Genomic DNA, 16,585 nt, shown 5'->3' with positions numbered 1-16,585 from the left:
ATTTTCTGTAGGACCTTTCCTAAAAATCACTTCTCACCGCCCCACGCAAAGGCAACCATTGCAGCAAATCCTCACCGCTCATGGGTCGCGCGTACCAGTAGCCCTGCCCTTGGGTGCAACCCAGCGCCAACAATTGCTGGCGTTGCGCCTCGGTTTCGATGCCTTCGATGACCACCGACATCCCCAACGCCTCACCTAACGCCAGGGTGCTGCTGATCACGGCGCGGCAACGAGGTTCGTGTTCCAGGGTGCGGACAAATTCGGCATCAAGCTTGATCTCGTTGAACGGCAACTGACACAGGCGTTGCAGCGAGGAAAACCCGGCACCGAAATCGTCGATGGACAACCGACAGCCCATCATCCGCAAACGCACCAGGCTTTCGAGGCTGGTGGCCGGGGCCTCCAGCAGACCGCTTTCGGTGAGTTCAAACGTCAGGCTCGCGCCCACTGTGGCGTGCCGGGCCAGGATGTCCTTGATGGTGAACGTCAGCTCGCTATTGGCCAGTTGCGAGGTTTGCAGGTTGAACGCCATGTTCAGCGTGAAGCCATGTTGCCTGGCCTGTTGTTGCAGGCTCAACGCCTGATCCAGTTGGGCAAACAGCAACTCATCCATCAACCCGCACCGCTCCAGCACCGGCATGAACACCGCAGGCGACAACACACCCTTGAGCGGATGCAACCAGCGGCATAGCACCTCGACCCCACACACGTCACCGGTTTGCAGGTTGAACTTGGGTTGATACCAGGCCTGCAATTGCCGGGCGGCCAGCGCCCCACGCACTTCCTGCTCGGTGGCCAGCTCCGGGATTTGCATCGACCAAGGCTTGGCAACCGGGCTGTTGAGGTATTTGTTCAACAATTGCGCCAGCACCTCACCATGCAACGGTTTGCCGACATCGCCGAGCAGCGCCAGGCCCGACAGCGACACCATCTGATGCACCGCCCGACGCAAATCCGCCGACAACACACTGCTGATGATGATCGACTTCACCTGCCCCGAAGCGCCGACCCGCTGCAAAAAGGCCAGGCCGTCCATGCCTTCCATCTGCAAGTCGCACAGGGCGATGTCCACCGCGCCGACCGCGTCCAGGACCTCCAGCGCTTCGGCGCCGTCGCTGGCTTCGAATACCTCGTGGCAACCCAGCGTGCGTAACATGTTCACGGCGACGGAACGCTGAAAGGTGTGATCTTCGAGCACCAGGACACGCAGAGGCAGGTTAGGCATGGAAGGCGTCGACTCGTCGGTTGGGGTGCGACGATTGTCCAGGAACCACGGGGCAAGCTAATTAGGAAACGTCTGAAACTCTGTAGGAAACGTCCCATAAACCTTCTAGTGCCGGTAGAACTGGATCACCACTCAAGGCTTTGCATAAAAGCCTGGAGCGTTTGCCGATCCGGCGTACGAATGAGGCTCAGTTGTCGTCGGCACGAGGTAAACAGCAGCTCGGGCTTTTCCTGGCCGCGACGTGCGTCATGGATCAAACCGTGGCGGACCTGGGCATTGCGCATGAAAAACCGGTGAGGATCGGCACCGGCGCTGCTCAGTAACTCGCCGTTGATGATCAGCAGGTCGAATGCCTCGAAGGGTTCGTAGGAATAGTGGGTCAAGTCCAGAAGTTCGCGCAGGGAGGTCACCTGGGTGATGCGTCGATAGCCCAGTTCGTTGAGGTGTCTGGCCATGCGTTGTTGCAGAAGTGGCTGGGGTTCGGCGATCAGGATGTGCAGGGGTTGAAGCGACATGGGTTTCGACTGGTTCGGGGTTTTCCTAACGCTAGACGAAACACCTTGAAACCGATGTAGGACGCTTCTGAAATGTGTCTGCAGCAGGTCCCACACCGATGTGGCGTTGGCGCAACACCTGTGGCGAGGGAGCTTGCTCCCGCTGGGCTGCGAAGCGGCCCCCTTCGACGACGGCTTCGCCGCCGAACGGGAGCAAGCTCCCTCGCCACAACAGCGTTTTATTGCCAGCCAAACCGGCGAATGTAGAAGCCCTTCACCGCCTGGGTCAGGCCCATGTACGCCAGCAGAATCACCGGCAAAAACACGAAGTACAGCGACGGCAGCGCCTGCAGTTTGAAGTAGTGCGCGAACGGCCCCATCGGCAGGAAGATACCGATGGCCATGATGACCCCGGTCATGATCATCAACGGCATGGCCGCGCGGCTTTGCAGGAACGGGATCTTCGGTGTGCGGATCATGTGCACGATCAGGGTCTGGGTCAGCAGCCCCACCACAAACCAGCCGGACTGGAACAACGTCTGGTGATCCGGGGTGTTGGCGTCGAACACGTACCACATCAAGGCAAACGTGGTGATGTCGAAGATCGAGCTGATCGGCCCGAAGAACAGCATGAAGCGCCCGACGTCCGCCGGTTGCCAGCGTTGGGGTTTCTTCAGCATCTCGGCATCGACGTTATCGAACGGGATGGCGATCTGCGAAATGTCATACAGCAGGTTTTGCACCAGCAGGTGCATCGGCAGCATGGGCAGGAACGGGATAAACGCACTGGCCACCAGCACCGAGAACACGTTGCCGAAGTTCGAACTGGCGGTCATCTTGATGTACTTGAGCATGTTGGCGAAGGTCCGCCGTCCTTCCAGCACGCCCTCCTCCAGCACCATCAGGCTTTTTTCCAGGAGGATGATGTCGGCCGCTTCCTTGGCGATGTCCACCGCGCTGTCCACCGAAATACCGATGTCCGCGGCGCGCAACGCCGGGGCGTCGTTGATGCCGTCGCCCATGAAGCCGACCACGTGGCCGTTGTCTTTGAGCAGACGCACAATGCGTTCCTTGTGCGACGGTGTCAGTTTGGCGAAGACGTTGGTGGTTTCCACCGCCAGCGCCAGCTCGGCGTCGCTCATGCGTTCGACATCGTTGCCCATCAGCAGGCCTTGTTGCTCCAGGCCGACTTCGCGGCAGATCTTGGCGGTGACCAGTTCGTTATCGCCGGTCAGCACTTTCACCGCGATGCCATGCTCGGCCAGCGCCCGCAGGGCCGGCGCGGTGCTTTCCTTCGGTGGATCGAGGAAGGCGACGTAGCCGATCAGGGTCATCTGTTGTTCATCGGCGATGCTGTAGACCGTCTGATCCTTGGGCGTGTGCCGCGCCGCCACGGCCACCACGCGCAAGCCTTCTTCGTTGAAAGACGCCGTCACTTCACGGATCCGCGCCAGCAGTTCATCGGTCAACGGTTCGTCGTTGTCGCCGTGGCGAACCCGGGTGCAACCGGCGAGGATTTCTTCAACCGCGCCTTTGCACACCAGCAAATGGTGCTGTTGATCATGCTCGGCCACCACCACCGACATGCGTCGGCGGGTGAAGTCGAACGGCACTTCATCGACCTTGGCAAACGCCGTGGCCACTTCCAGTTCCCGGTGCACTTCGACGTGTTGCAACACCGCCACGTCCAGCAGGTTTTTCAGGCCCGTCTGGTAGTAGCTGTTGAGGTAGGCCATTTCCAGTACGTCATCGGACTCTTCGCCCCAGACGTCCACATGCCGGGCGAGGAAGATTTTGTCCTGGGTCAGGGTCCCGGTCTTGTCGGTGCACAGCACGTCCATGGCGCCAAAGTTCTGGATCGCGTCCAGGCGCTTGACGATGACCTTCTTGCGCGACAGGAACACCGCGCCCTTGGCCAACGTCGAGGTGACGATCATCGGCAGCATTTCCGGGGTCAGGCCCACGGCAATCGACAGCGCGAACAGCAGCGCCTGCATCCAGTCGCCCTTGGTGAAGCCGTTGATGAACAACACCAGCGGCGCCATCACGAACATGAAGCGGATCAGCAGCCAACTGACCTTGTTCACGCCGTTCTGGAACGAAGTCGGCGCCCGGTCGGTGGCGCTGACCCGCTGGGCCAGGGCACCGAAATAGGTGCTGTTGCCGGTGGTCAGGATCACCGCAATGGCTGAACCCGACACCACGTTGGTGCCCATGAACAGAATGTTGTCCAGGTCCAGCGGGTTGGCGGTGTCGCGGTCCTGCTGGCGCGGGAATTTTTCCACGGGCATGGATTCGCCGGTCATCGCCGCCTGGCTGACGAACAGGTCCTTGGCGCTGAGTACCCGGCAATCGGCGGGGATCATGTCGCCGGCCGAAAGCACGATCAGGTCCCCGGGCACCAATTGTTTGATCGGCAATTCGATGCGCTGCGCGCCCTGGCGCAGCACGGTGGCAGTGTTGCTCACCATGGCCTTGAGCGCGTCGGCGGCCTGGTTCGACTTGGCTTCCTGCCAGAACCGCAGCAAGGTCGAGAGCACCACCATGGAGAAAATCACCACGGCGGCCTTGATGTCTTCGGTGAACCACGACACCGCCGCCAACAAGGTCAGCAGCAGGTTGAACGGGTTTTTGTAGCAGTGCCACAGGTGCACCCACCACGGCAGCGGCTGTTCGTGCTCGACTTCGTTGAGGCCGAATTGCTCGCGCAGGGTGTCGGCTTCGAGTTCGCTCAAACCATCGCTGTGACTGCCGAGGCTGTCCAGCAGATGGCCGGTGTCGCTGTTGGCGGCGGACACCAACGTCTGCGCCAGGGTCGGCGGTACTTCACGGCTGACCGTGGTGTCGTTGATGCTTTCCAGCAAGGCCAGGCGACGGAAGTGCCGGGCGATGTGGCGGGTGCGCAGGAATCCGGCGAAGAATTCCTTGAGCAAGGTCAGGTTCATGGCAGTTGCCCCCAGGGTCAGCCGGGAAACCGTCGAGCAGGCGCGTCGAGTCGCCGCGATGACGACATGAAAGTCGAACATCACGCACGGTTCAGCGTCGATGAGAGGGACCTCGGGTATCGCGCCGCCACTGGCCGCGATCGGGATGCCGCTACTCGCTTGTCAGCAAGGTAACGGCACAAAAAAATTGCGCGTTAGCTTGCCGAGAAAATGCCGGTCACTGAAACCGGCCGACGACTGTCACTCGAACAAGTACCCACTGTGGGTCTCCGCTATTGATGAAAACGCGCGAAGCTTACGCCCCGATTTCTGGAGAGTAAACGATGCTTGGGCGAGTGCCGGGAGAATCGGCAGGTTCTTCAGGAAGGGTTCAGGATGATCAAAAAACTGTGGCGAGGGGGCTTGATCGTTCCCACGCTCCGCGTGGGAATGCCTCCAGGGACGCTCTGCGTTCCAATGGGACGCGGAGCGTCCCGGGCTGCATTCCCACGCGGAGCGAGGGAACGATCAGGTGAAGGGATTAGCTGGCAGTGGCGAGTAACAAATCCATCACCGAACGAGTATGCCCACGGGACTTGCCATGGTCATACAGCGACCCGGCAATCTCATCGGCGCGAATCGGCAGGATCGACAGCAAGGTGTCGCTCAAGCCGTGGCTGGCCTGGCAGAAGCCCTGCATGTAGATGCCGGCCTTGCAGCGCTCGTCGGTGATCAGTTTGTAATGGCGGTCGACTTCGAAGTCGCCCAGGTACGCCTCCAGCGGCGCCAGCAGCTTGCGGTGCATCTGCCGCTCGTAACCGGTGGCCAGCACCACCGCGTCGTAATGTCGAACCGTGACTTCGCCCGTGGCATTGTTGCGTACCGCCAGCTCGATACCTTGCTCGGTGGCGGTGGCTTTCTCAATCGTGGTCAGGGTGCGGAACGCATGGCGCGCAATCCCGGAAACCTTCTGGCGATAGAAGATGCCGTAGATGCGTTCGATCAGGTCGATGTCCACCACCGAGTAGTTGGTGTTGTGGTACTCGTTGACCAGGCGCTCGCGCTCACTGCTGGCTTGCTGGAACACCAGGTCGGTGAACTCCGGCGAGAACACTTCATTGACGAACGGGCTGTCGTCCGCCGGCTTCAGGGCCGAGCCGCGCAGGATCATGTCCACCTGCACCGACGGGAAGCTGTCGTTCAGGTCGATAAAGGCTTCCGCCGCACTCTGCCCGCCGCCGATGATCGCGATGCTCATCGGTTGGTTGTCCACGCACGGCTGCTTGGCCATCTGCGCCAGGTACTGCGAGTGGTGGAACACGCGGCCATCATCCTTCAGCGCTTTGAACGCCTCCGGAATACGCGGGGTTCCGCCAGGGCTGACCACCACTGAACGGGTGGTGCGCACGTGTTGCTGGCCCTGGGTATCGCGGGAGATCACGCGCAGCGCTTCGACGTGCTGGTTGTGCAGCACCGGCTCGATGGTCAGCACTTCTTCGCCGTAGCGGCTCTGCTCGGTGAACTGCCCGGCGACCCAGCGCAGGTAGTCGTTGTACTCCATGCGGCACGGGTAGAAGGTGCCCAGGTTGATGAAGTCCACCAGGCGCCCGTGGTGCTTGAGGTAGTTGACGAACGAGTACGGGCTGGTCGGGTTGCGCAGGGTCACCAGGTCCTTGAGAAAGGAAATCTGCAACTCGCTCTGGGTCGACAGCGTGTTGCCGTGCCAGCTGTACGTGGCCTGCTTGTCGAGAAACAGTACATCCAGTTCACCCTGGCTCGGCCCGCGCTCTTGCAGGGCGATGGCCAGGGCCAGGTTCGAAGGGCCGAAACCGATGCCGATCAGGTCGTGAACGATGGGCGATGCAATTGCCTGTGTCATTTCCAGTGTCCTCTGGATGAACCCCGGAGCAGCGGGGATAAAGCCTGGGTGACCTGACCGGCCTTGGGGGGACAGCAGATCGTCTGTTGAGTAGGAACGAGGACAATGAAAAAAAATTTAATGGGTGGGGATCAATGGGCGTCCCATTGCTTGATACGCACCCGGCAATGTTTCATGGCGTTGACGATGTGTTTTTCCACCAGCGCCCGGGAAATCCCCAGGTGTTCGGCGATCTCGGGGTGCGACAGGCCATCGATCTTGCGCAGCAGAAAACTCTCGCGGCACAGCTTGGGCAATTCCGCCAGGGCGCGCTGGAGCATGGCCAGGCGTTGCCCGTGATCGAGGCTGGTATGCGGTGACGGGGTGAAGTAGCGCTCTTCGGTATCGAGCACTTCCAGGGATTCGACTTGCCGCAGGGCATTGCGCCGATGGTCGTCGATCACCAGGTTGAGCGCGGTGCGATAAAGGAAGGCCCGGGGCTGCTCGATCGGCGTGTCACTGGAACGCTCCAGTACCCGCAGATAAGCGTCATGCACCACATCTTCGGCCACCTGACGGTTGCCCAGCTTGGCGTTCAGAAAGCACACCAGCTCGCGATAGTAGTTTTCCAACATGACTCCCGGCCGCACGCAGGCGGTTTCTATCCTTGAGCCAGATCGGCGACCGCCAAATGAGCAGTAGCACGATGGTGGCAATTTGAGTCGCGTAATTTATAGTAATTCTCATATAGATTTAAAGCACTTGATCCATTTGCCGGAGAAATAGCCTGGTAGCGCAGCTGTAACCCCCCTGTATCAAGGCTTAAATTCCCGGCCAGGGTTCTCGTTTACAGGACAGCTTCCCGTGTCTGTCGGCCGACCGACAGCGTCCAGTTGCGCGCCAAACGGTGTGCGCCGCCGCACGACGGGCCGATTTACTCTGGCTGGAACCCTGCATGAAACGTCCCCGTCCGACCCGACGCGCCCTGCTTGTAGCACTCTGCCTGATCCCCGCGATCGCGGTCGCCGCCTGGCAAGTGCTGCCCCCCGGGCGCGAAAAACTGGCCACGGCCCAGGTCACCCGCGCCACCATCGAAACCAGCGTGACCGCCCTCGGCACCCTGCAACCCCGTCGTTATGTCGATGTGGGTGCCCAGGCTTCGGGGCAGATCCAGAAAATCCACGTCGAGGCTGGCGATGAGGTCAAGGAAGGCCAGTTGCTGGTCGAGATCGATCCATCGACGCAGAAAGCCAAGCTCGATGCCGGGCGTTTTTCCATCGACAACCTCAAGGCCCAACTGCAAGAGCAGCGCGCCCAGCACGACCTGGCGCAGCAAAAATACCAACGCCAGCAGAATCTGGCCGCCGGGGGCGCCACGCGCGAAGAAGACGTGCAGACCGCGCGCGCCGAAGTGCGCGCCACCCAGGCCCGCATCGACATGTTCCAGGCGCAGATTCGCCAGGCCCAGGCGAGCCTGCGCAGCGACGAAGCCGAACTCGGCTACACGCGGATCTTTGCGCCGATGACCGGCACGGTGGTGGCAGTAGGTGCCCGGGAAGGCCAGACACTCAACGCACAACAACAAACCCCGCTGATCCTGCGCATCGCCCGTTTGTCACCGATGACCGTGTGGGCGGAAGTCTCCGAAGCCGATATCGGCCAGGTCAAAGCGGGCATGACGGCTTATTTCACCACGCTTAGTGGCGGCACCCGCCGCTGGAGCAGCACCGTACGACAGATCCTCCCGGTGCCACCGCGCCCGCTCGAACAATCCCAGGGCGGCAGTCCCACCAGTGGACGCAGCGGCGCCGAACGGGTGGTGCTTTATACCGTGCTGCTCGACGTCGACAACGCCGACAACGCGTTGATGACCGACATGACCGCCCAGGTTTTCTTCGTCGCGCAACAGGCGCAAAACGTCCTGACCGTACCGACCGCCGCACTGCAGAGAGGCTCCGAGACCGACACGCAGGTGGCACAAGTGGTCGCGGCCAACGGCGATGTGCAGCCGCGACAAGTGCGCACCGGCATCAGTGACCGACTGCGCACGCAGATCCTCAACGGCCTGGCCGAAGGCGATCACGTGCTGAGCGCCCCGGTCACCGGCAGTGGAGGCTGAATGCAAACGCCCCTGATTGACCTGCGCGGTATTCGCAAAGCTTACGGCGGCAATGACAGTCCCCTGGTGGAAGTGCTGCGGGGCATTGACCTGTCGATTCACGCCGGGGAATTTGTGGCGATTGTCGGGGCCTCCGGCTCCGGCAAATCGACGCTGATGAACATTCTCGGCTGCCTCGACCGCCCCACCAGCGGCGAATACCTGTTCGCCGGCGAAAACGTCGCCCGCCTCGACAGCGATGAACTGGCCTGGCTGCGCCGCGAAGCGTTCGGCTTCGTGTTCCAGGGCTATCACTTGATCCCTTCCGGCTCGGCCCAGGAAAACGTTGAAATGCCGGCCATCTATGCCGGCACCCCGGCGGCCGAACGTCACGCCCGCGCCGCCGCCCTGCTGGACCGCCTGGGCCTGGCCAGCCGCACCGGCAACCGCCCGCATCAGCTGTCCGGTGGCCAGCAGCAAAGGGTCTCGATTGCCCGGGCACTGATGAACGGCGGCCACATCATCCTCGCCGATGAACCCACCGGCGCCCTCGACAGCCACAGCGGTGCCGAGGTCATGACCCTGCTCGACGAGCTCGCCAGCCAGGGCCATGTGGTGATCCTGATCACCCACGACAGGGACGTCGCTCAACGCGCCAACCGCCTCATCGAAATTCGCGACGGCCTGATCATCAGCGACACCGCCGACGCCCCCTCGGCACCGCCGCGCAGCGCCAGGCCGGGCGCCTTGCAAGCCGTGGACCTGCGCCAGCGCCTGAGTGTCGGCAGCGAGAACACCGGGGCCTGGAAAGGTGAACTGGTGGATGCCGTGCAAGCGGCCTGGCGGGTGATGTGGATCAATCGCTTCCGCACCGCGCTGACCCTGCTGGGGATCGTCATCGGGGTCGCCTCGGTGGTGGTGATGCTGGCGGTGGGCGAAGGCAGCAAACGTCAGGTCATGGCGCAAATGGGCGCCTTCGGCTCCAACATTATTTATCTCAGCGGCGCCGCACCCAATCCGCGCACGCCGCCAGGGATCATCACCCTCGACGACGTCGCCGCGCTGGCGGCGTTGCCGCAAGTGCAACGCATCATGCCGGTCAACGGCGCGACGGCCGGCGTGCGTTTCGGCAACGTCGACCACACCAGCTATGTGGGAGGTAACGACACCAACTTCCCGGTCATTTTCAACTGGCCGGTGGTCGAGGGCCGTTACTTCACCCAGGCCGATGAGGACACTGGCGCCGCAGTTGCGGTGATCGGCAAAAAGGTCCGCGACAAGCTGCTCAAGGACGTCGCCGACCCCATCGGCCAATACATCCTGATTGAAAACGTGCCATTCCAGGTGCTTGGCGTCCTCGCCGAAAAAGGCTCCAGCTCCGGCGACTCCGACAGTGACAACCGCATCGCCGTGCCCTATTCGGCTGCCAGCGTGCGCCTGTTCGGCAACCGTAATCCCGAATACGTGGTGATTGCTGCCAAGGATGCCCGCAAGGTCAAGGAGGCCGAGCAGGCCATCGAACAAACGATGCTGCACCGGCACAAGGACAAAAAGGACTTCGAGCTGACCAACAACGCCGCGATGATCCAGGCCGAGGCCCGGACCCAGGGCACGCTGTCGCTGATGCTCGGTTCCATCGCGGCGATTTCGCTGTTGGTGGGCGGTATTGGTGTGATGAACATCATGCTCATGACCGTGCGCGAACGGACCCGCGAGATCGGTATTCGCATGGCCACCGGCGCCCGTCAGCGCGACATCCTGCGCCAGTTCCTCACCGAAGCGGTGATGCTCTCGGTGATCGGCGGACTCGCCGGGATCGGCCTGGCATTGCTGGTCGGCGGCGTGCTGCTACTCAGCGATGTGGCTGTGGCATTCGAGTGGATCGCCGTGTTCGGCGCCTTCGGTTGCGCGCTGGTCACCGGTGTCATTTTCGGCTTCATGCCTGCCCGCAAGGCTGCCCGGCTCGACCCGGTCACGGCCCTTACCAGTGAATGATCGACCTATGAAAGCCCACTTGACCCTCCTGGCCGCCAGCCTTTTGCTGGCGGCCTGCAGCAACCCTGCGCCGCGTCCCGACAGCGGCTTACAACCCCCCGCTGCGTGGCAGTCGCCGAATAACGCCGAGGCCGCGCACGGCAATCGGCAATGGTGGACCCACTTCGGCAGCCCGGAGCTGGATCGCCTGATCGAACAAGCGCGATTGGGCAGCTATGACCTCGCTGCCGCAGTTGCCCGCGTCCGGCAAGCCCAGGCCATCGCGACCATTGCCGGTGCGCCCCTGCTGCCCGAGGTCAAGGCCGGACTCAATGGCAATCGCCAACGCCTGCTGCACGGCAAGGGCTACAGCCAACTGGACGTCAACCCGAACAATCGCTCACTCGATTACTACGACGCCGAACTCAGCGCCAGTTACGAAATCGATTTCTGGGGCGGCAAACAGGCCGCCCGGGACAGCGCCGCATTCGGCGTGCAGGCCAGTGAATTCGAGCGCGCCACCGTGGAGCTGACCTTGCAAAGCGGTGTCGCCAACAGCTACACCCAGACCCTGTCGCTGCGCGAACAGGTGCGGATCGCCGAGCTGAACCTGGCGAACGCGCAGAACGTCCTGCACCTGGTGCAAACCCGCTACGACGCCGGCAGCGCCACCGCACTGGAACTGGCCCAGCAAAAAAGCCTGGTCGCCGAACGGCAACGCACATTGCCACGGGTGCACCAACAGGCGCGGGAAGCCCTGATCACGCTGGCCGCGCTGCTCGGCCAACCGGTACAAGGGTTGGCACTATCGCCGCAACCGTTCGAGCAACTGCAATGGCCAGAAATCGCCAGCGGCGTGCCCAGCGAGCTGCTACGCCGCCGCCCGGACATCGCCAGTGCCGAAGCCAGACTCGCCGCGGCCCAGGCGGACGTGACGGTCGCCCGCGCGGCGATGCTGCCCAAGGTCACCCTCACTGCCAGCCTCGGCACCGGTGCCGATATGGCCTCGGACCTGCTGCGCACGACGTTCTACAACCTGTCCTCGGGGCTGGTGGCGCCGGTGTTCAACAATGGCCGCTTGAGCGCCGAGCGCGACAAGGCCACGGCGCGCCAGCAAGAGCTGCTGGAAACGTATCGCGGTGCAATCATTAACGGGTTCGCCGATGTCGAAAAAGCCCTCACCAGCATTCGCGGCCTCGACGAACAACGTCAGTGGCAAACCGAAGAACTGATCCAGGCACAAACCGCTTTCGACATCGCCCAGAGTCGTTACCAGGCAGGCGCCGAAGACTTGCTTACCGTGCTGCAGACCCAGCGCACGCTGTATGCCGCCCAAGACATGAATGTGCAACTGCGGTTGTCGCGGCTGCAGGCGAGCATTGCGCTGTACAAGGCGCTGGGTGGGGGTTGGCAAGTTATCTGACGGAGTGAATCCTGATACCCCTTTCGCGAGCCGGCTCGCGATTGAACGATAACGCGGACTGGAGGATTAAACCCTCCAGCCCTTGACCTTCAGATGTCGCGCATACCACGGCCGTTGCGGCACCTTGCGGAACAGGTCGGTCATGTTGTCTTCGTCGCCAAAGGTAATGCGCAGCGCCAGCTTCATGGTCTCCGGGTCCATCTCCACCGAGCGCCCGACCTGCAATCCCGCAACGGTACTGCAGCCATGGGTATCCGGCCCGAGCCACGGGTCATCGACTTCCACCCAACGCCCCGGCGCAAACCACGGCACGCCGTTGACTTCCAGGCGATTCAGCTCGCCCGGATGAAAGCGTTCATGGGCGCGGAACCAATCCTCGATGCGATCATCGATCCAGCCGTGGAAACGCCAGAACACCGGGTTCACATGAGACGAAAACGGATCGCCGAGAAAGTCGTTTTCCGGGGCGTACCAGCGGGCGGCGAAGTCCGCCTGATCTCGGGCCATTGGCACCGCGATGTCGTTGGAGGGGTCACGCGCCACCGACGCCCAGCGCATGTGCAGCCAGTCGTGCAAGCCCAGTTCGACTTCCGAACCGAACTGGCCCAGGGTCAGCTTCGATAGATAACGCGGGTCACGGTACTGCGACTCCCAGACCTGGAAGTTGCTGTGGTAGGTCTCGGCGGCTTTGATGTCGCTGACCCACTTGGTGTATTCGTCGTCGCCCTCCGTCAACCAGGTTGGCGGCAACGCGTTGCCATCGTGGTTGTCGAAATAACGGGCGAAACCCTGGCGGTCGCGCTCCAGCTCGGGTTGCGGCATCGGGAAGGCCGACCACGACGGTAGATCCTGTTTGGAACGAGCCAGCCCCAGCATGCGCCGGTGCATGAAGAAAAAGTCGATGCCGGAGCCGTTACGATCCTTGCGCGGGCCGCGGGCATCGCGCTCCTTGTCTCGTGGGCCGGGTTGCCAGCCGATGCCGCGCAACGCGTCGCGCTTTTTTTCCGAGAGCTTGTGCCATTTGTCCCGGGACGCATGCCACAGCTGATGAAACAAACGGTGCTCGGGCGCCACCAGCCACGCCAGCAGCTCCGGGTTCAGGCCGGTTCGCTCCCGCGCCTCGGGAAACCGCCGCTTGATCGCGATAAAACGGTTGTCGAGTTCCGGCAACGCAAGCGGCCGATCAAGACGCATGACCTGACCGCTGAACGTGCCGCTACCGGCATTGCCGAACGCCGCCCAGACCTCGTCGAGTTTGACTTTGAATTCATAAACGGGCGGCGCCATCGGCGTGTCGGTGCGTATCAGCCGCCAGTACAACTCGGCGCCATTGCCCGGCGCCAGATCACCGATCACTTGATAAACCGGCGCCTGTTCGGCACGCAACCGGGTACCGGTGTCGAGGTAGCCGCGCATACCGCGCCCGCGGTGGGCGATGTCAATAAACAACTCCAGCCCCTCGTGCGGCAGGCTTTCGAGCCCGGCGTCGGTGCCGCTGAAACGGATGTCCCAGACCCCGCGCAGGCTGTCAGCCAGGTGTTGACCGGCAGTGTCCGCCAGATCGACCGTGGCCTCCCCCGGGGTAATGGGCTCTTCCTCGCGGGTCAGCTCACGATGTGCATAAAAAGCGGCAGGCAGCGCAGCGCCCGTGAGTGCCAGGCCCGCCATGAACCAGCGTCGAGAAATCGTCATTGCCCTACCTGTGTCAGCCATGAAGCAGGCTTTATCCAAGCTAGAACGTTTGTTCGCGGGGGAAATTTATGGCCGCCGTGAAAGAGAGTGCCCATCCCTCACAGCGATGTTTTCAGCGCGCACCTAAATTCCCTCGCCAGCCGCTCGTTCTTCCCAGATAGCAAAGGCCCCTGCGCCTGTACCTCGACGGCGAACCTGACTGAGATGGCAATGACAAAAACTCGTTCGAAAAAGGCTGTGTACCTTGGCCTGCCACTGGCCCTGGCCCTCGGTGCAGGTGCTGGCTTCCTGGCCTGGGATTACTGGTTCCGGGACAACCCCGGCTATCCGGTCAAGGTGATGAAACAGGCCAGCGAACTGCAGGAGCGGATCCTCTCTTTCGACAGCCACATCACCGTACCGCTGAGCTTTGGCGCCCATGGCAACGAGGCCGACAAGGATGGCTCCGGCCAGTTCGACCTGGTCAAGGCCAACCGCGGGCGCCTGTCCGGCGCCGCGCTCACGGTGTTCGGCTGGCCGGAAATGTGGAACGGTCCGAATGCCCCGCACCGCCCCACCGAGGGTTTTGTCGAAGAAGCTCGCAATCAGCAGGAGGTGCGCTACAAGATCATCTCCGGGCTGGTGCGCGACTTCCCAAACCAGGTCGCGATCGCCTACACCCCTGACGACTTCCGCCGCCTGCACGGCGAAGGCAAGTTCGCCATTTTCATCAGCATGCTCAACGCCTACCCGCTGGGTAATGACCTGAGCAAACTGGACCTGTGGGCCGCCCGCGGCATGCGCATGTTTGGCTTCAGCTACATCGGCAACAACAGCTGGGCCGACTCCTCCCGGCCGCTGCCGTTCTTCAATGATTCGCCCGATGCCCTCGACGGTCTGTCGGACATCGGCAAGCAAGCGGTGCACCGGCTCAACGACCTGGGCGTGATTATCGACGTCTCACAGATGTCGACCAAAGGCCTGGAGCAAGTGGCGCAATTGAGCCGCACACCGATGGTCGCTTCGCACTCGGCGCCCCGGGCGTCGGTGGACATCCCGCGCAACCTCAGCGACAAGGAATTGCAGCTGATCAAGAACAGCGGCGGCGTGGTTCAAGTGGTGGGCTTCTCGCAATACCTCAAGCCGCTGACCCAGAGTACCCAGGACAAACTCAACGCCCTGCGCGCACGTTTCGACCTGCCGCCCTTGCCTGACCTGGCCATGGCGCTGATGCCGGGCGATCCGATTATCACCGCCTGGTCCGAACAAAAACTCGGTCAGTACGCCAGCGGCCTGTACGCGATTCTCGAAGAAGAACCCAAGGCGACGCTCAAGGACCTCGGCGATGCGATCGACTACACGGTGCGCAAGATCGGCATCGACCATGTCGGCATCGCCTCGGACTTCAACGACGGTGGCGGGATCAAGGGTTGGGAAAACGTTGGCGAAATCCGCAACGTCACCGCCGAGCTGATTCAGCGCGGTTACTCCGAAGCCGATATCGCCAAGCTCTGGGGCGGCAACTTCCTGCGGGTCTGGGAACAGGTACAAAAAGCCGCGAAGCCAGCGCTGTTATCTCGCCAGGATTCAGCCAAGCCATGAGTGATCGTCGCACGTTTCTGAAACAGGCCGGCGTTCTGGCCGCCGGCCTGCCGCTGGGCGCCAGCCTCGGTCACCCGGCGCTCGCCGCCCCCCAGCCAGCCCTGCCCCGGGACAAGTGGGCGCAATTGCGTCAACTGTTCAACCAGGACCCGGACTGCATTCACTTCGCCAACTTTCTGGTGACCTCGCACCCAAGGCCTGTGCGCGAGGCCATCGACCGGCATCGCGCGGCGCTCGACCTGAATCCGGGGCTGGCCATGGACTGGGAGCTCGGTGTGACCGAGCAGCGTGAAGAAAACGTGCGGATCTGGGCCGGCAAATACCTGCAGGCCACACCGAAGCAGATTGCCCTCACTGGCAGCACCACCGAAGGTTTGGCGATGATTTATGGTGGCGTGCACGTGCGCCCCGACCAGGAAATCCTGACCACGGTTCACGAGCATTACTCGACCCGCAACATCCTCGATTTTCGCAATAAGCGCGACGGCACCCAGGTGCGCAAGATCACGCTGTTCGACAACCCGCAGAGTATTTCGACGGATCAGGTCCTCGACACCATCAACCGCAATATCCGCCCGCAAACCCGAGTGCTCGGCATGACCTGGGTACATTCGGGCAGTGGCGTGAAGCTGCCGATCAGCGACATTTCGCGCCTGGTGGATGAACACAATCGGCAACGCGACGACAAGGACCGGATCATCTACGTGGTCGACGGCGTGCATGGTTTCGGGGTCGAAGACCTGCGTTTCCCGGCCATGAACTGCGATTTTTTTATCGCCGGCACCCACAAATGGATGTTCGGACCACGCGGCACCGGTCTGGTGTGCAGCCGCAGCGAAGAGCTGAAGTACGTCAGCCCGAGCGTGCCGACGTTCTCCGAAGCCACGCATTTCTCCAACACCATGACCCCGGGCGGTTATCACGCTTTCGAACACCGCTGGGCCGTGGATGAAGCCTTCAAGTTGCACCTGGAACTGGGCCCGGCCGAGGTGCAGGCGCGCATCCATCAGCTCAACAGCTACTTGAAGCAACGCCTGCAGGAGCAACCTCAGATCGAACTGGTAACCCCGGCCGATCCGCAGTTTTCCGCCGGGTTCAGTTTCTTCCGGGTCAGGGACCAGGACAGCGATGAAGTGGCCGCGTACCTGATGGAAAACCGCGTCATCAGCGACGCGGTCAGTCGTGACGTCGGCCCGGTAATACGCACCGCGCCCGGCCTGCTCAACACCGAGCACGAAGTGGACCGGTTCATGGCGATCCTCGGCAAAAAGCTGAAGGCCTGAACCGCCGCCACAGGGTTGCGTGGCGCCCCGCTC

General features: G+C 62.2%; 11 protein-coding genes. 5 read left to right on the top strand and 6 right to left on the bottom strand.

Translation table 11 applies throughout. The features are described 5' to 3' along the window. Positions 1-19 precede the first annotated feature (19 nt). From ACZ89E_RS02160 to ACZ89E_RS02140, 5 genes are all read right to left on the bottom strand, one after another. On the bottom strand, positions 20-1,225 hold the full coding sequence (locus tag ACZ89E_RS02160; protein ID WP_463257999.1) for an EAL domain-containing response regulator: 1,206 nt from the start codon (positions 1,223-1,225) through the stop codon (positions 20-22). Between the two features lie 125 nt (positions 1,226-1,350). Further along, positions 1,351-1,740, bottom strand: a complete 390-nt coding sequence (locus tag ACZ89E_RS02155; protein ID WP_149661307.1) for a hypothetical protein — start codon at positions 1,738-1,740, stop codon at positions 1,351-1,353. Between the two features lie 218 nt (positions 1,741-1,958). Next, positions 1,959-4,664 (bottom strand): magnesium-translocating P-type ATPase, encoded by a 2,706-nt coding sequence (mgtA, locus tag ACZ89E_RS02150; protein WP_476257005.1) that lies wholly within the window; start codon positions 4,662-4,664, stop codon positions 1,959-1,961. A gap of 520 nt (positions 4,665-5,184) precedes the next feature. Next, positions 5,185-6,522, bottom strand: coding sequence for a lysine N(6)-hydroxylase/L-ornithine N(5)-oxygenase family protein (locus ACZ89E_RS02145; RefSeq protein WP_476254743.1), 1,338 nt, complete (start codon positions 6,520-6,522; stop codon positions 5,185-5,187). Positions 6,523-6,653: 131 nt separating this feature from the next. Then, a complete protein-coding gene (locus ACZ89E_RS02140; protein WP_149661304.1) occupies positions 6,654-7,136 on the bottom strand; it encodes a sigma-70 family RNA polymerase sigma factor in 483 nt (160 codons plus the stop codon). A 320-nt stretch (positions 7,137-7,456) separates the two neighbouring features. On the opposite strand from ACZ89E_RS02140, the gene ACZ89E_RS02135 reads away from it, so the two are divergent. The 3 genes from ACZ89E_RS02135 to ACZ89E_RS02125 are packed head-to-tail and all read left to right on the top strand — an operon-like array spanning position 7,457 to position 11,996. Continuing rightward, complete coding sequence (locus ACZ89E_RS02135; RefSeq protein ID WP_476254742.1) at positions 7,457-8,620, top strand: efflux RND transporter periplasmic adaptor subunit; 1,164 nt, start codon at positions 7,457-7,459, stop codon at positions 8,618-8,620. After that, entirely contained in the window at positions 8,621-10,594 is a 1,974-nt protein-coding gene (locus tag ACZ89E_RS02130; RefSeq protein WP_149661302.1) for a MacB family efflux pump subunit, read from the top strand. A gap of 7 nt (positions 10,595-10,601) precedes the next feature. Next, on the top strand, positions 10,602-11,996 hold the full coding sequence (locus ACZ89E_RS02125; RefSeq protein ID WP_476254741.1) for an efflux transporter outer membrane subunit: 1,395 nt from the start codon (positions 10,602-10,604) through the stop codon (positions 11,994-11,996). A gap of 66 nt (positions 11,997-12,062) precedes the next feature. On the opposite strand, the gene pvdP is transcribed toward ACZ89E_RS02125, so the two are convergent. Further along, the gene (gene pvdP / locus ACZ89E_RS02120; RefSeq protein WP_476254740.1) at positions 12,063-13,688 is read right to left on the bottom strand and encodes a pyoverdine maturation tyrosinase PvdP; all 1,626 of its coding nucleotides are present in this window, start codon (positions 13,686-13,688) and stop codon (positions 12,063-12,065) included. A gap of 210 nt (positions 13,689-13,898) precedes the next feature. On the opposite strand from pvdP, the gene pvdM reads away from it, so the two are divergent. Together pvdM and pvdN are read left to right on the top strand one after the other, a co-directional pair. Further along, the gene (pvdM, locus tag ACZ89E_RS02115; RefSeq protein WP_476254739.1) at positions 13,899-15,269 is read left to right on the top strand and encodes a pyoverdine-tailoring dipeptidase-like protein PvdM; all 1,371 of its coding nucleotides are present in this window, start codon (positions 13,899-13,901) and stop codon (positions 15,267-15,269) included. After that, complete coding sequence (gene pvdN, locus ACZ89E_RS02110) at positions 15,266-16,552, top strand: pyoverdine-tailoring periplasmic protein PvdN (RefSeq protein ID WP_476254738.1); 1,287 nt, start codon at positions 15,266-15,268, stop codon at positions 16,550-16,552. Before pvdM ends, pvdN begins: the two co-directional genes overlap by 4 nt. The last annotated feature ends 33 nt before the right edge of the window (positions 16,553-16,585 follow it).

It is taken from the genome of Pseudomonas sp. TE3899 (genome assembly GCF_056279105.1).
Note: the sequence above shows the minus strand (reverse complement) of the source record. Positions and strands in the feature narration are given on the sequence as shown.

What these genes read in the sequence shown, in the direction of transcription:
- ACZ89E_RS02130 (WP_149661302.1), top strand. Translation starts at nt 8,621, where the DNA reads ATGCAAACGCCCCTGATTGACCTGCGCGGTATTCGCAAAGCTTACGGC.
- ACZ89E_RS02135 (WP_476254742.1), top strand. Translation starts at nt 7,457, where the DNA reads ATGAAACGTCCCCGTCCGACCCGACGCGCCCTGCTTGTAGCACTCTGC.
- ACZ89E_RS02155 (WP_149661307.1), bottom strand. Translation starts at nt 1,740, where the DNA reads ATGTCGCTTCAACCCCTGCACATCCTGATCGCCGAACCCCAGCCACTT.
- pvdN (WP_476254738.1), top strand. Translation starts at nt 15,266, where the DNA reads ATGAGTGATCGTCGCACGTTTCTGAAACAGGCCGGCGTTCTGGCCGCC.
- pvdM (WP_476254739.1), top strand. Translation starts at nt 13,899, where the DNA reads ATGACAAAAACTCGTTCGAAAAAGGCTGTGTACCTTGGCCTGCCACTG.
- ACZ89E_RS02140 (WP_149661304.1), bottom strand. Translation starts at nt 7,136, where the DNA reads ATGTTGGAAAACTACTATCGCGAGCTGGTGTGCTTTCTGAACGCCAAG.
- mgtA (WP_476257005.1), bottom strand. Translation starts at nt 4,664, where the DNA reads ATGAACCTGACCTTGCTCAAGGAATTCTTCGCCGGATTCCTGCGCACC.
- ACZ89E_RS02160 (WP_463257999.1), bottom strand. Translation starts at nt 1,225, where the DNA reads ATGCCTAACCTGCCTCTGCGTGTCCTGGTGCTCGAAGATCACACCTTT.
- pvdP (WP_476254740.1), bottom strand. Translation starts at nt 13,688, where the DNA reads ATGACGATTTCTCGACGCTGGTTCATGGCGGGCCTGGCACTCACGGGC.
- ACZ89E_RS02145 (WP_476254743.1), bottom strand. Translation starts at nt 6,522, where the DNA reads ATGACACAGGCAATTGCATCGCCCATCGTTCACGACCTGATCGGCATC.
- ACZ89E_RS02125 (WP_476254741.1), top strand. Translation starts at nt 10,602, where the DNA reads ATGAAAGCCCACTTGACCCTCCTGGCCGCCAGCCTTTTGCTGGCGGCC.